14 protein-coding genes are annotated in these 13,518 nt (G+C 70.6%); 3 read left to right on the top strand and 11 right to left on the bottom strand.

Annotated elements, in window-relative coordinates; all coding sequences use genetic code 11:
• Positions 1-7 precede the first annotated feature (7 nt).
• From CJ197_RS13255 to CJ197_RS13245, 3 genes are all read right to left on the bottom strand, one after another.
• Positions 8-1,816, bottom strand: a complete 1,809-nt coding sequence (locus tag CJ197_RS13255; RefSeq protein WP_102237220.1) for an ABC transporter ATP-binding protein — start codon at positions 1,814-1,816, stop codon at positions 8-10.
• Positions 1,813-3,648, bottom strand: a complete 1,836-nt coding sequence (locus CJ197_RS13250) for an ABC transporter ATP-binding protein (protein ID WP_102237219.1) — start codon at positions 3,646-3,648, stop codon at positions 1,813-1,815. The genes CJ197_RS13255 and CJ197_RS13250 overlap by 4 nt, the downstream gene beginning before the upstream one ends.
• Before the next feature lie 138 nt (positions 3,649-3,786).
• Complete coding sequence (locus CJ197_RS13245) at positions 3,787-4,140, bottom strand: hypothetical protein (RefSeq protein WP_102237218.1); 354 nt, start codon at positions 4,138-4,140, stop codon at positions 3,787-3,789.
• Between CJ197_RS13245 and CJ197_RS13240 the strand changes: the two genes are divergently transcribed.
• The gene (locus CJ197_RS13240; RefSeq protein ID WP_233190967.1) at positions 4,139-4,828 is read left to right on the top strand and encodes a carbohydrate ABC transporter permease; all 690 of its coding nucleotides are present in this window, start codon (positions 4,139-4,141) and stop codon (positions 4,826-4,828) included. The genes CJ197_RS13245 and CJ197_RS13240 overlap by 2 nt on opposite strands.
• Positions 4,829-4,839: 11 nt before the next feature.
• Here the strand turns inward: CJ197_RS13240 and CJ197_RS13235 are convergent, their stop codons facing one another.
• The 7 genes from CJ197_RS13235 to CJ197_RS13205 form a co-directional block, all read right to left on the bottom strand.
• The gene (locus CJ197_RS13235) at positions 4,840-6,258 is read right to left on the bottom strand and encodes an alpha-amylase family glycosyl hydrolase (protein ID WP_102237217.1); all 1,419 of its coding nucleotides are present in this window, start codon (positions 6,256-6,258) and stop codon (positions 4,840-4,842) included.
• Between the two features lie 70 nt (positions 6,259-6,328).
• Positions 6,329-6,709 carry a hypothetical protein gene (locus CJ197_RS13230; protein ID WP_102237216.1) on the bottom strand — a complete coding sequence of 127 codons (381 nt, stop codon included), beginning with the start codon at positions 6,707-6,709 and terminating at the stop codon, positions 6,329-6,331.
• On the bottom strand, positions 6,706-7,824 hold the full coding sequence (locus tag CJ197_RS13225) for a serine hydrolase (RefSeq protein ID WP_233190965.1): 1,119 nt from the start codon (positions 7,822-7,824) through the stop codon (positions 6,706-6,708). Before CJ197_RS13225 ends, CJ197_RS13230 begins: the two co-directional genes overlap by 4 nt.
• Positions 7,825-7,826: 2 nt before the next feature.
• On the bottom strand, positions 7,827-8,360 hold the full coding sequence (locus tag CJ197_RS13220; protein WP_233190964.1) for a helix-turn-helix transcriptional regulator: 534 nt from the start codon (positions 8,358-8,360) through the stop codon (positions 7,827-7,829).
• Positions 8,361-8,408: 48 nt separating this feature from the next.
• Positions 8,409-8,864: a hypothetical protein gene (locus tag CJ197_RS13215; RefSeq protein ID WP_233190962.1), complete on the bottom strand. Its 456-nt coding sequence runs from the start codon at positions 8,862-8,864 to the stop codon at positions 8,409-8,411.
• Complete coding sequence (locus tag CJ197_RS13210) at positions 8,861-9,775, bottom strand: LysR family transcriptional regulator (protein ID WP_102237213.1); 915 nt, start codon at positions 9,773-9,775, stop codon at positions 8,861-8,863. The genes CJ197_RS13215 and CJ197_RS13210 overlap by 4 nt, the downstream gene beginning before the upstream one ends.
• 25 nt (positions 9,776-9,800) lie before the next feature.
• The gene (locus CJ197_RS13205; protein WP_102237212.1) at positions 9,801-10,697 is read right to left on the bottom strand and encodes an ornithine cyclodeaminase; all 897 of its coding nucleotides are present in this window, start codon (positions 10,695-10,697) and stop codon (positions 9,801-9,803) included.
• Positions 10,698-10,897: 200 nt separating this feature from the next.
• Between CJ197_RS13205 and CJ197_RS13200 the strand changes: the two genes are divergently transcribed.
• The gene (locus CJ197_RS13200; protein WP_233190961.1) at positions 10,898-11,128 is read left to right on the top strand and encodes an aldo/keto reductase; all 231 of its coding nucleotides are present in this window, start codon (positions 10,898-10,900) and stop codon (positions 11,126-11,128) included.
• A gap of 36 nt (positions 11,129-11,164) precedes the next feature.
• Here CJ197_RS13200 and CJ197_RS13195 read toward each other — a convergent pair whose 3' ends face one another.
• The gene (locus CJ197_RS13195) at positions 11,165-12,760 is read right to left on the bottom strand and encodes an HNH endonuclease (protein ID WP_158239507.1); all 1,596 of its coding nucleotides are present in this window, start codon (positions 12,758-12,760) and stop codon (positions 11,165-11,167) included.
• A 157-nt stretch (positions 12,761-12,917) separates the two neighbouring features.
• Here CJ197_RS13195 and CJ197_RS13190 point away from each other — a divergent pair, with 157 nt between their 5' ends.
• Positions 12,918-13,352, top strand: coding sequence for a hypothetical protein (locus CJ197_RS13190; RefSeq protein ID WP_102237209.1), 435 nt, complete (start codon positions 12,918-12,920; stop codon positions 13,350-13,352).
• Positions 13,353-13,518 lie beyond the last annotated feature (166 nt).

Below are 13,518 nucleotides of genomic sequence, written 5' to 3'. Positions count from 1 at the left end.
CCGCCGCTCACATCGAGTCCTGCCAGGCCCGGTACAGCGCCGCGAAGCGGCCGCCCGCGGCGACGAGCTCGGTGGGGGAGCCGTCCTCAACCACCTCGCCGCCGTGGACCACGAGCACCCGGTCCGCGATCATCACGGTGGTCAGACGGTGGGCGATGATCAGGCTGGTGCGCTGGCCCAGCAGCTTCGTGAGCCCCTCCTGCACCATCCGCTCGGAGGGGATGTCCAGGGAGCTGGTGGCCTCATCGAGGATCAGCACCCGTGGGTCAGCGAGGAATGCGCGGGCGAAGGAGATCAGCTGCCGCTGACCGGCGGAGACGCGGCCGCCGCGCTTGCTCACATCGGTGTCATAGCCGTAGGGCAGCTTCTCGATGAACTCATCGGCGCCGATCGCGCGGGCCGCCGCCTCGATCTCCTCGCGGGACGCCCCCGGTTTGCCCAGTGCGATGTTGTCCGCGACGGTGCCGGAGAACAGGTATGCCTCCTGCGTGACCATGACGATATTGCGGGTGAGGTCCTGCATCGACAGGTCCTTCAGGTCCACGCCATCCAGCGCCACCCGACCGTCGGTCGCATCGTAGAACCGGGAGATGAGCTTGGCGATGGTGGACTTCCCGGCGCCGGTCTGGCCGACAAGAGCCACCGTCTGGCCCGCGGGGATGTGCAGATCCAGGGGCTTCAGCACGAGCGGACCATCGGCCGTGTAGCGGAAGGAGACCCGCTCGAAGTCGATCTGCCCATCGGAGGCCGGCAGGGGCGTCGGGGTCGCGGATTCCTTGACGTGCGGCTGCTCGGCGAGGAGGTTCGCGATCTTCTCGAGCGCCGCCACGGCGGACTGGAAGGCGTTGTAGAAGTTCGCGATCTCATCGACGGGCTGGAAGAACCTCCGCGAATACAGCACGAGCGCCACCAGCACACCGACCTGCAGATCCCCGGATAGCACCCGGAACCCGCCGACGACCAGCACCGCAGCGATCGTGACGTTCGCGAGCACACGCAGCAGCGGCTGGTAGGTGCCGAACACCTGGATCGAGCGCAGGGAGGCGTTGCGGTAATCCGAGGCGAGGGTGTCGAAGCGCTTCTGGTTGCGACCCTCCTTGCGGAAGGCCTGCACGGCGCGGATTCCCGCCATTGCCTCGACGAAGTGGACGATCAGCCGCGCCGAATGGGTGCGGATCGCCCGGTACTCCACCGAGGAGCGCTTCTGGAACCACACCGTCAGCGCCACGCACGGGATCAGCATCAGCAGCATGACCAGGCCCGTGATCGGGTCCATCGCCACGATCAGCACGATGGTGAACACCATGGACAAGAACGCGCCCACCATGACGTTCACGCCCGCGTCCAGCAGCTCCCGCAGCGCCTCCATATCGGAGGTCTGGCGGGAGACGATGCGGCCGGAGGTGTAGCGCTCGTGGAACTCGAGGTCCTGCCGCTGGGTGAAGCGGAAGACCCTGCGCCGCAGGGCGAGCAGCATCCGCTGGCCGACGACGACGGACTGGCGCACGTATCCGAAGGTGAGGGCGCCGCCGATGAGCGCACAGGCGATGTGCAGCGCTGCGGCCTGCAGCGCGGGGATGCTGTTGCCCTCCATCAGGGCGGGGATGCCGTTGTCGATGCCCCAGGCGATGATCGCGGGCCCCGCCACCACGGCGAGCTGCGCCACGACCACCATCAGCGCCATGAGCGCGAACTGCCCCTTGACCGGGGAGATCAGCTCCCCCAGCAGCCGGAAGGAGCGCTTGCGGGAAGCCTTCGCCTCCGCGGGCGTGAGGTCCCTCTGCTCTTCGTCCTTACGTGAGGTCGCGGCGGTCATCGGCCCTGCTCCGTCCCGCCCTGCAGGGCGCTGAGGTCCAGCTCCCCGGTGAGCGTCTCGATGTCCTGGTCGCGTCGGCGCTCCTCCTCCTGATTGGCGATCACCCAGCGGTAGCGGGCGGAGGAGGCCATGAGCTCCTGGTGCGTACCCACATCCACGATCTTCCCGCCATCCAGCAGCGCCACCCGGTCGGCGAGCGCCACGGTGGAGGTGCGGTGGGCGACGATCAGCGTGGTGGTGCCCTGCAGGACCTCGCGCAGCCGGCCCGTGACGGTCTCCTCGGTTCTCGTGTCCAGGGCGGACAGCGGATCATCCAGCAGCAGCACCGCGGGCTTCGCAGCGATCGCGCGGGCGAGCGCGAGACGCTGCCGCTGCCCACCGGACAGGCTCATGCCCTCCTCGCCGATGCGGGTGTCCACCCCCTCGGGCAGGTCGTAGGCGTAGGTGGCGTCGGCGGTGCGCAGTGCGAGGTGCAGCAGCTCATCCCGCGCGGCCTCATCGAGCGTCGGATCCGCGCCGAGCAGGACGTTGTCCCGCACCGAGTCGGAGAACAGGGTCGCGTCCTCGAAGGCGACGGCGGTCAGGGTGCGCAGATCCATCAGGTCCATCTCGCGCACATCCACCCCGTCGATGGTCACGCGGCCGCCGGTGACGTCATACAGCCGCGGCACCAGCTGCAGCAACGTCGACTTCCCGGATCCGGTGACGCCCACCAGCGCCATCGTCTCCCCGGGGCGGATCTCAAGGTCCACGCCGTCCAGCACATCGGGCACGTGGTCGGGAGCGTCGGCGTACCGGAAGTGCGCGCCCTCGAAGGCGACGGCGCCGCGCGCTTCAGCGGGGTCGATGGCGGCGGGGGTCTCGGGCGCGGTGATGGTGTTGTCCTCATCCATCACCTCGTAGTGGCGGTCCAGGGCGGTGGAGGCGTTGACCATCTGCCCGAACAGCATGCCGAGCATCCGCACCGGCCCCACCACCAGGGTGGCGGTCGCGAAATAGCTTGCGAGCTGGCCGACGGTGATGTGCCCGCCGGCGACCAGGTGGATGCCGACGAACAGCGAGACGCCCAGCGCCAGCTCCGGCAGCATGAACATGAACATGTCGAACCGGGCCATCGACGTGGCCTTGCGGATCTCGGTGGTGCGCAGCTCCTCCGCCTGCGCGGTGAAGTCCTCGAGCGCCGTGGGGCCGCGGCCGAAGGCCTTCAGCACCCGGATGCCCTGCACAGACTGCTCGATCGTGGTGGCGAGGTCCCCGTTCTGGTCCTGCGAGCGGCGCGAGAGCACGGAGAACTCGCGGTGGAAGCGGAAGGCGATGATCGACACCGGCACCGCGGCGAGGAAGAAGATGCCCGCCAGGATCCACGACGAGCGGATCAGCAGCACAAGCCCCGCGATGATCGTCACGGAGCTGGTGACCAGCATGATCATGCCGAAGGCGATCCAGCGGCGGATGATGTTGATATCGCCCATCATGCGGCTGAGCAGCTGCCCGGAGCCCCAGCCGTCATGGAAGGCGATCGGCATGTGCTGGACCTTCGCGTAGAACCGCACGCGGATGTCCTTCTCCACCAGTGTGGAGGGGGAGACGGCGAAGACGCGCCGCAGCCAGATCAGCGAGGCCTCCAACAGGCCGAGTCCCAGCACGATCGCGCCGCCGGTCCAGACCGTCGCGGCGGTCGCGCCGGTATCCAGGCGGTTGACGAGGAACTCGAGGACCTGCGGGATGCCGAGCGCCACGAGCGAGGCGGTCAGGGCGCTGAGCAGCCCCAGGTAGAGACGGATGCGGATCGGTTTCACCGTCTGCCACAGACGGGCCATGGAGCCGAGCATGGGGGGAGTGAACCTCAGGTGGGGGAGGGAGACTCCGACGGTCGGAGCCAGTGTCTTAGCTTAGTCAAAGAATTCGGGGCGCGTCACGGCGGCTTGCGCAGTGGGATGCGGCGGGGGCGTCCGCGCGCCGCAGCGGCTTCAGTCGCGCGGCTCGGCGGGGATCCAGTCGCCGTAGGCCGCGTCGGAGAGCATCGCGGAGGCGGCCGCGGAGACCCCGGTGACAGTCAGCACCGCAGGCCAGGCCCCGATCTTCTTCGCCAGCGGATGCGAGACCCCGAAGCCCAGCAGGTACGTCGCCCCGAGCACCGCGGTCGTCGCCGGGCCGCGGCGCGCCAGCCAGGTGCGGCCCGCGTACAGCCCGGCGGCAGCGAGCACCACGCCGCCGAGCGGCCGGATCCCGGTCTCCCGCGCGGTGAGCCAACCGCCGATCAGGCCGACGGCGACGACGGGGGCGGTGCGGACGGACTCGGCAGGCTTCAGCGCGGTGGTCATGGATACGAGGGTACGCCGGGAGAGCCTGGCTGCGCCGGGAAGATCACGCCCCGCCACGCTGCGCCGCACCCTGCGCTACGCAGCGCTGCTGCTCGGCGTGGTGTTCGTGCTGATCCCCGTATACGTCCTGCTCGTGACGAGCTTCAAGGGCGTGGGGGACGCTTCCCCGGCCCGCGCCTGGCTGCTGCCCAGCACGTGGACGATGGAGAACTGGACCAGCGCCTGGCAGCAGCTCGCCCCCGCCATCGGCCGCACCATCTCGATGGTGGTGCCCTCCACGATCATCTCCGCGGTCCTGGGCTGCCTGAACGGTTTCGTGCTCTCCCGCTGGCGCTTCCCCGGGGCGGACGTGGTGTTCACTCTGATCCTGTTCGGCATGTTCCTGCCGTACCAGGCGGTGATGATCCCGCTGCTGGAGCTGGTGCTGGCCCTGCAGGTCCCCAACGGCGTGCCCTCGCTGATCCTGCTGCACGTGGTGTTCGGTATCCCGATCACCACGCTGATCTTCCGCAACTACTTCGAGACCGTCCCACATGAGCTCATGGAGGCCGCGAAGGTGGACGGCGCCGGGATGCTGCGCACCTTCTGGTCCGTGGCGCTGCTGGCCTCCCTGCCCACCCTGCTCGTGTACGTGATCCTCTCGAAGTACTTCATCTCCGGGCTCATGTCCGGCTCGGTGAAGGGCTGAGCCGCCCCGCCTCAGCGCACCACCGCCGCGCCGTGCGCGGGGATCACCCCCGGGCCGGGGGCCGGGACGGCATCGAGCATGGCGGCTCCGGAGACTGCCTCGAGCACCTCGCCGGGAGCCGGAAGGTCCTGGTCAGAGAGGTTCAGCAGGAGGGTGAGCGGGGCGGGGGCGTCCCCGTCGGCCCCCTCATCTCGCGGGTGCAGCACGATCCGCGCGTACTCATTGCTGAGGCTCTCACCGTCCATGGCGAGGCGGGCGGTGGCGAGCCACGGTTCGCGGCGCCGCAGGGACAGCAGCCGCTGATGCACCTCGAGGATTCGCGGGGCCGCGGCGGGGGAGAACAGCGGCAGCGGGCCATTTCCCGCGATCGCCTCCGCGGGGCTGTCCGGGAACTCGGGGCGCACCGCGTCGTCGCCGCCGGCGCGCTCCTCCTTGATGCCGGTCGCGCCGAGCTCATCGCCCGCATACACCGCCGGCACCCCGGGCAGCAGGGCGAGCAGGGCGTAGGCGACGGCGAGGTCGCGGCCATCGGGCAGCTGGGAGGCGATGCGGGTGGTGTCGTGATTGCCCAGGAACGTCAGCGGGTGCCCGCCACCGGGCTGCTCGAGGAACTCGGCGTGCCGACCCAGAGCGTGCGCAAGCTCGAACAGGTTGTGGTCATGCAGCGCGGACCAGATCGCCTTCCACAGCTCGTACTGGGTGATCGACTGCGCGCCCGAGCCCGCGGCGATCTGCGGGTAATCCCCGTGGATCACCTCGCCCAGCAGCCACGCCTCCGGATGCGCGCGGCGCACACGCTCGAGGATCGGCGCCCAGGCTGCGGCCCCGGCGGCATACATCGCATCCAGCCGCCAGCCGTCGATGCCACGCTCCAGCCAGTGGATCATCACCTGCGCGACCGCGTCCTGCACGGGGGCATGCGCGAGGTCCAGCTCGACGAGGTCCGCATTGCCCTCGAAGCCGTAGGGATGCCCATCGGCCCAGCGGATCCACGCGCCCTCCGCGGTCCCCGGCCCGGCCTTGAGAGCCTGCTGCACCACCGGGTGCTGGACGCTCAGGTGGTTGAACACCCCGTCGAGCACCACGCGGATGCCCCGCTCATGGCAGGCGTCGATCAGGGTCTGCAGGTCTTCCGCATCGCCCAGGCGCGGGTCCACGCGGCGGTGATCCAGGGTGTCGTAGCCGTGGGTGACGGAGTCGAACACCGGGTTCAGCAGCAGCACATTCGCGCCCAGGGACACCAGGTGATTCAGCCAGCCGATCAGACGCGGGAGGCGATGGGAGACCTGGCCCGTCGGCGCTGTGCTGTCTGGTGCTGTCGCGCCCGGTGCCGTGGTGTCACGCTGCTGCGGTGCCCCGCAGAACCCCAGCGGGTAGACCTGCCAGCAGATCGCATCGCGGACCCAGGACGGCGTGGCGGGAATGCTCATGCGGTTCATCGTAGGGGCGCCCCTGCCCGACAGGGCAGGCCCCTACCGTCGGGGCGGGTCCCTGCCCGTCTCACCCGGCGATCACCGCGAGCCCCAGGAGCACCAGCAGCAGCCCCCATTCGCCGCCGATGTTCCAGCGGTTCGGGCGGGCCAGCAGCTTCGCCTGGGTTTTCGTGGGGTCCGACGGGGGCTGCTGCGTGAGGGTGCGTCGGATTGCGATGGCGGCGGCGGCCAGCACGGCAAGAGCCAGCAGCCAGGGCACGAACCAGGCTTCGGCGGGAAGCACCTCCATGATCGAGATGATCGCCAGACCCGTCGCCGCGGAGACGACCCGCAGCCCGATCTGCCACGGGTGCAGGTGGCGGCGCAGCATCGTCACGATGCTCCACACGATCCCGCCGGCCAGGAAGAGCGCGATCACCAGCGGCAGCCACGCCAGGATCTGCATCATGCCGCCACCTCCCCGGTCAGCAGGCCCGCGCCCAGGCCATCCACGGGCCGGGCGCTGTCGGTCAGCACCACCACACCCTGCCCTGTATCGGACCGGAAGCCCGCGAAGGAGGAGTAGCCGCCGGTCTGGCCGTTGTGCCAGATCAGCCTCGTGTCAGCCTCCTCGTCGAGCACGCTGTGGAACCAGTTCATGGCCACGATCTTGTCCTCCCCTTCATGCAGCACCTCGGTGGCTGCGGCGGCGCCCGGCCCGGAGCCATCGATCATCCCGGTCACGTAGGTCATCATGTCCGCGGCAGTGGAGCAGATCCCGCCCGCGGGAGCCTGCCCCTCCATGGTCCAGGCCGCCTGCCGCAGGCCGTTCACCCCATGCCCGCGCCGGTGGGTCTCGCGCAGGTTCTCCGGAGTGATCGGGGCATACGTGCCCGTGAGCTGGGCGGGCTCGAGAATCCGCTCCTGCAGCAGGCTCGCGTAGTCGGTTCCCGTTGCGGCGGCGAGCAGCTGCCCCTCCAGCGCGACGCCCAGGTTCGAGTACGACGACGTGCCACGACCGGACAGGGAGGAGGCGAGTGCATCGTCGATCACGGTCTGTGCATCCCGCCCTGCATAGGGGTCGTGGCGCAGGAAGCCCGCGGTGGTGGCGCGCCAGAGCATGGCCGATGCCAGCCGCGGCAGCCCCGAGGTGTGCGTGGCGAGCTCCGCCAGGGTCGCATCGGCCACCTCGCTGCCGGATGCGCGCTCGCCGAGGATCTCCTCCACGGTGGTCTCCGCGCTCACCTCACCCTCCTCGATCGCGCAGGCCAGTAGGGCGCCGGTGAACGTCTTGGTGACTGAGCCGATCTCGAACTCATCGGACTCACTCGACCCGAAACCGGCGAAACGCGTGGCACCGGAGGGGTCGCGCAGCATCACGGCGACCCGCTGGTGCCCCTTCAGGTGCGGGGCGACGGCAGCGGCGAGGTCGGTATCCCCCGTCGGCTCTCCCAGTGAAGCGGGGCGCGGGAAAGACAGGGCGCCCACGCCGATCAGCGCGGCGGCGGCAGGGATCGTGGCGGTCAGCAGGGTGCGTCGGGACGGGGGTGCAGCAGCGGGCTGGTCGGGCAGAGAGGCGGACACACTCAGCCTTTCTCGAGGGCGATGAGGATGGTCAGCAGGGGGACGATGCGCGGGGCCGGCAGCGCCCAGGCGCCGCGGCGAGGGGAGGTCACCCAGCCCGCGGCCTGCAGCGATGTCAGATGGTGGTAGGCCACGCCCGTGGAGGCGAGCCCCAGCTCATCGACCAGCTGCGCGACCGTGCGCTCGCCCTCCAGCAGGTGCTGCAGGATCGTCAGGCGCAGCGGATGGCCGAGCGCGGCGACGGTGTCCGCATGCTCGGCCCAGTCGGTCTGCTGCAGATGCTGGGTGGGGCGGGCCCACTGGAACTCGAAGTGCCCCGCGCCGACGGTGACGGCGCCGGTGAACTGCACACCGCCGGGCTCGGGGAGGAGGTCCTTGAGCGCGGTGAGGGGAGCGAAGGGGTCGCCGTCGGCCGGGGCGGTGGGGCCCTCGGGGGCGGCGGGGGAGGGCGTGCTGGTGGCGGTGGCCTCCAGCTGGTCTATGCGGGCCTCGAGACGGTCGAGGCGGGCGAGCAGAGAGTCGCGGGCATCGGACACAACCATCATGATATCCGGAGTTCCGGAGAAGCAGAAGATGCGGGGTGGTCAGTCCTGCGCGAGCAGCTCCAATAGCTCCCCAGGCGTGACCGCCGCATGCACCGCATCACCGTGCAGCGCCAGCGGCAGCGCCTCCGCGCCGCCCTGCTCCACCAGCAGATCCATCGCCATCCGGTCCCGGTACACGTTCACCCAGATCACGTCCTCGCGCGGCCCCCGGATCGCGGTGTGCAGGCGGGCCGATGCCGGATTGCCCGGCGCCCACAGCACCACCGTCGGGCGAGCAGCATCAGAGCGGACCGCTGAGGCACGTTCCCGGGCGGCGGCGAGCGAGGTGTGATCCCCGCGCCGCAGAGGGCTCGTCCAATACACCATCAGCAGCGTCAGCAGCGCGACCGGTAGTGCCACGATCTCCTGCCGCACCAGCATGAGCAGGCCGCAGAACACCGCGCCGCCCAACAGCACCAGCAGCGGGCGCAGCCACGCGCTCGCCGGAGCGCTCACATCATCACCGCTGTGCTCAGCCGCTCCTGCGTCTGCGCCACGAGCGCATCCCGCAGCGCCGCGACCGCCGGGATCGACAGCGCCCCGCGCCGGTTCAGCAGCCCGATCAGACGGTTCTCCAGCCCCGGCAGCTCCCGGATCGCGACATCGGCGCTCGGTGCCGCGGCCAGCGCGATCTCCGGCACCAGCGCGACGCCCGCGCCATGGCTGACCAGCTGCTGCACCACGATCGTGTCATCGGTCGAATACCGCACCGCCGGGGAGAAACCGGCCTGTCGGGCGCTCGTGATGAGGTTCGCGCGGCACCGCTCGCAGCCAGCGATCCACGGATCCTCCGCCAGATCCGCCAAGGTCAGACCCGGATCCTCCGCCCGCGGATCCGACGAGGGCAGCACCGCCAGCACCCGGTCCTCCATCAGCGGCGTCCACTCCAACGTGCCCTCATCGCCGATGTCCGTGCACGGGTAGCGGAACACGAGCGCAAGATCCAGCTCGCCCTCACGCAGTGCGCTCACCGCATCCGGCGGCTCGAGCTCACAGAAGGTGACATCGAGGTCCGGGGCGGAGCGTTCGAGGTGCTTCAGCGTCGGTGCCAGCAGCGTCGCGGCGGCCGACGGGAACGTGCCGAAGCGCACCGTGCCGCGGCGCAGCGCGGTGATATCCGCCAGCTCCTTCTGCGCCGCCTCCAGCTGCGCGGCGATCGCCTCCGCATGCGCGGCCAGGCGCGCGCCCGCCTCCGTCGGCGTCACCCCCGTGGAGGAGCGCAGCAGCAGCTGGGTGCCGACCTCCTTCTCGAGCGCCGCGAGATGCTGGGAGACGGCCGGCTGGGTCCAGCCCAGCTCCCGGGCGCCGGCCCCGATCGAGCCGTTCGCCACGACGGTGCGGAAGATGAGCAGCCTGCGCGGATCCATGCCGACCATCGTAGGCGCGGGCGCGTCAGGCCTCAGCTGCGCGCACCACCGCGTCGGCCAGCACCACATCCCCCAGGCCCGACCCCAGGTTCTGCGCGATGACGAGGCCCTCCGGGCGGCCTTGACGCAGCAGATCGCCGGTGGCACCGGTCGCGCGCGGGTAATCCTCTCCGAGCTTCACGGGCCGCAGCGCCTCGAACTGCTCCGGGTCATCGGCGACGAGCGTGCCGGTCCGCGCGATCTCCGCTGCGACGACGGAGGCGTAATCCAGCGGCAGCAGGGTCGCGTCGGGGGCCACGTCACCGGGAGAAAGTGCAGTATCGGTCAGGCCGATGGGCAGCCCGGAGATCACCACGCCCGCCCCGGTGAGCGCTTCGGTGCGGTCCGTCGTGGTGCGCAGGTCAAGGGTCGGGGTGTGCTCGGCGCACCAGGCGGTCAGCTCCTCGAGCGCCTCAGCGCGGCGACCCCAGACGGTCAGCGGGCCGCGGCCCAGTGCTTCGATCACGCGGGCATGCGAGCGGGCCTGCACCCCGGTGCCCAGGAACGTCACGGGCCGATCATCCAGGGCAAGCGACGCCCCGGTGACGGCGGCGGTGCGCAGCGCCGTCAGCTCCGCGGCATCCATCGTGGCGCGCGTGGAACCATCGGGCCCGGAGAGCACCATCAGACCGTCGATCATCTCCTGGCCCTGCTCGAGGTTCGACGGCGTGATCGTCACCCACTTGATGCCCAGCAGTCCGCGCTCCGGCCACGTGGCCGGCATCGCATTGGCGAATCCGCCCTCCTCGTGCACCACCTGCGACTTCGGGGTCACCGAGGCCGAGCCGTCAGCGAGCGCCAGTAGCGTCTCGTGCATCAGCTCCACTGCGCGGGCAGGGGCGGGCAGGAGGGTACGGACCTGGTCATCGCTCAGATGTAGCATGGTCCGACGGTAGCGGCTCAGCCTGGATCAGCGCAGGCGCGTGAGACGCCCGCGGGGCAGCCCCCACAGCGCCGACTCTTCCGCTCCGTCTCATGCGCAGCGCTCGCGCCCGGTCCCACCGAGTGGGACCATGAAGATCCCCCGTGCAGCCCGATCGGCGATCGTCGAGGCCGTGGCGCGGATCGCGGAGCAGCGGGGGGGTGGAGCGGGTGCATGTGGCGCTCGCCTGGCTGCTCGGGCAGGATCCGGTGGTCTCCCCGATCATCGGCGCCACGAAGACCTCGCACATCGACGGAGCGCTCGGGGCGCTGGATCTCAAGCTCACGGCGGAGGAGCTGGAGGAGCTGGGAGCCCCCTACGTTCCCCACCGGGTGATGGGCGCGCTCGCACCGCAGGAGACGACGGTGCCGAAGGACGCGCAGCAGCGCTGAAGCGTTGAGCCTCCAGCAGGGGCGCGGCGTCGCGCCTCAGCCGGGATCCGTCCCATCGGCGGGCTGGCTGCCATCTCGGGATGGGTCCCCCTCGCCCGCCGTGTCCTGGCGGGGCGGGGGAAGGATGCGCCGGGGCGGCTGCAGGGGAGGAGTGGGGGAGCGGCCGATGGCGCCGTGCGGGCTGGACCAGTGCCACGCCTCCGGCGGCTGCGCGGACTGCGGGCGCAGCGACCAGGGCCCGTGCTCTTTGCGCTGGTTGCAGCGCACGCACAGCCCCTGCCCGTTGGCGTAGCTGGTGGGGCCACCGTTGCGGACGGGGTGGACGTGGTCGATGTGTCGGATCGGTGCATCGCACCAGGGTGTGCGACAGCTGCCGTCCCGCAGGCGGATCATCTTCGCGAGGCCCGCGGGGAAGGCCCGGGCGGTTGATTCGAGGGCCACGAGCTGCCCGCTCGTCGGCGCGGTGTAGAGGCGACGGTAGAACGCGATGAGCTCATCATCGCCATCGGATCCCTCTGGTTCGTGATGTTCGGCGTGCTCAAGGCGACCAGGCTCCTGCCCGGCCATGGTGTCGGTGACGATGTGCGCCGGCAGCGGCCCGTAGCCCTCCAGTAGCGCGCAGCCGGTGTAGCGCCCCGGATGCAGCAGCGCGGCATCGGAGAGGATCACGCCCACATCAAGGCTCGGGCGGATGAACCGCAGCGCCGAACCCGGCGTCTTCTGTGCCTGTTCCGGGGCCCGCTCCGGGGCCCGCAGCACAGCCTCGACCAGCAGATCCGCCTGCAGCGCCGCGTGCGACCCGGGCCTGCCCGAGGCCTTCAGGGCGCTGGCGGATCGATCCAGGGTGGCCATCACCGCGGTCGCATCAATCGCCCGCAGCACCGCGGTCAAGCGCGCCATCCCATCACGCATCGGCTGCATCCGCACGTGGCGCTCCCGGGCGGCTCGCTCCGCGCGTTCGCGAGACTTCTCCGGTTCCAGCTCCTGGATGAGCTGCTGCATGTGGGCGCGGACGCGCCGGGTCCCCATACCGTCCAGTGCCTCCGGGCCCTCGCTGAGGATCCGATCGATCTGTGTGCAGGTGTGCGGCTGTGCGCGGTCGAGAGAGGAGGCGACGGCGCGGGCCTGCGCGTGCGTGATCGTGCCATGGCGCAGACGGGAGTGCGTGCCGGGCATCTGCTGGACGAGCCGGCGAGCGGCGGCCAGGGACAGGTCAGCGGACGATGGCGAGACCCGCCGGGCCAGGGCCAGCTCATGCCCGGCTCCGCGCCCCTGCTTGGCGGTGGCCACGCCGTGTGCCGCGTCGTCCCGACGGATCCGCTCTGCCGCGGTCACCTGCCATGATGCTTCGATCCCGCCGAGCATGGAGCGCAGCTGGGCGATACCCGCCACCGCGGCGAGAGCCTCCTCGGCGCTGTCCGGCGCGGTCTCGGGCAGCGGATCTCTCACCGCCTGCGTCGCAGTGAACGCCGCATGCACGGTGGCCAGGACCTCCGCCACGAGCTCCCGGGCGGAGGCCCCGGCATTCAGTGCCGTGAGCTGCCCGGCGGCTGCGCGCAGCGCATCATCGGGCCCCGCCACCGGGTGGCGTTCGGAGGGGCGCTTAGGGCCCTCGGGGTCGCTGATGCTCATGTCCCCATCGTCCAGACGGCGCCGCGCCGCCACCACCTCCGGCCCCGGATTGTGGATGAAGGGGCATTGTGGAGGAGAGGTCGCGGGCCCCCGCCCCGGTCGCCGGTCCGAGCCCCCCGTCGGCCCCTCCCCACCCCGTGGCCTACCATGCGTGACCATGGGAACCTTGCGTGGGAATGGCGAGCACGGACCGGGCGGGGATCCGTCGTGGCTGGGCGGGAAGGACCGTGATCCCAGCCCTGACGCTGCATCGCAGCCGCCCTCGACAGAGGCGGCAGACACCCCCGTACCGTCACCGGATTTCGTCTCGGATTTCACCCCGCAGTTCAGCTCGCAGGCCGACGGGGACTACCAGCCCGCCGCTTCGGATACGACGGGCAGCTTCGCCGCGTCCACCGCATACAGCAGCAAGCCGCCTCTGGCGAAGATCGGGTTCTCCCTGTTCAGCCAGCTGATCGTCCTGGGCTTCATCATGTTCACGATGTACCGCGTGGGCTTCGGCAACTGGTGGTTCGTCATGTTCTTCGCGCTGCCGATCCTGGTCCGCACGGGCAAGCAGATCAAACAGGCGATCGACGAGTTCCAGCGCTAGCCCCACCCCGTCGCCCCGCCCCGCCGCGCACCGATGTGAGGCCCGCGGTACCGGGTCCTTTTCCCGCCGCACGTCGGACCTATCCTCGGGCTTTCATCGTTGAGGTGTCCGAGGGGTGGTCGTAGACGCGGAAAGGTGCTCCTGACCTGGAAGAATAGGGCTTACT

The organism is Brachybacterium sp. UMB0905 (genome assembly GCF_002871795.1).
Taxonomy (GTDB): domain Bacteria; phylum Actinomycetota; class Actinomycetes; order Actinomycetales; family Dermabacteraceae; genus Brachybacterium.
Note: the sequence above shows the minus strand (reverse complement) of the source record. Positions and strands in the feature narration are given on the sequence as shown.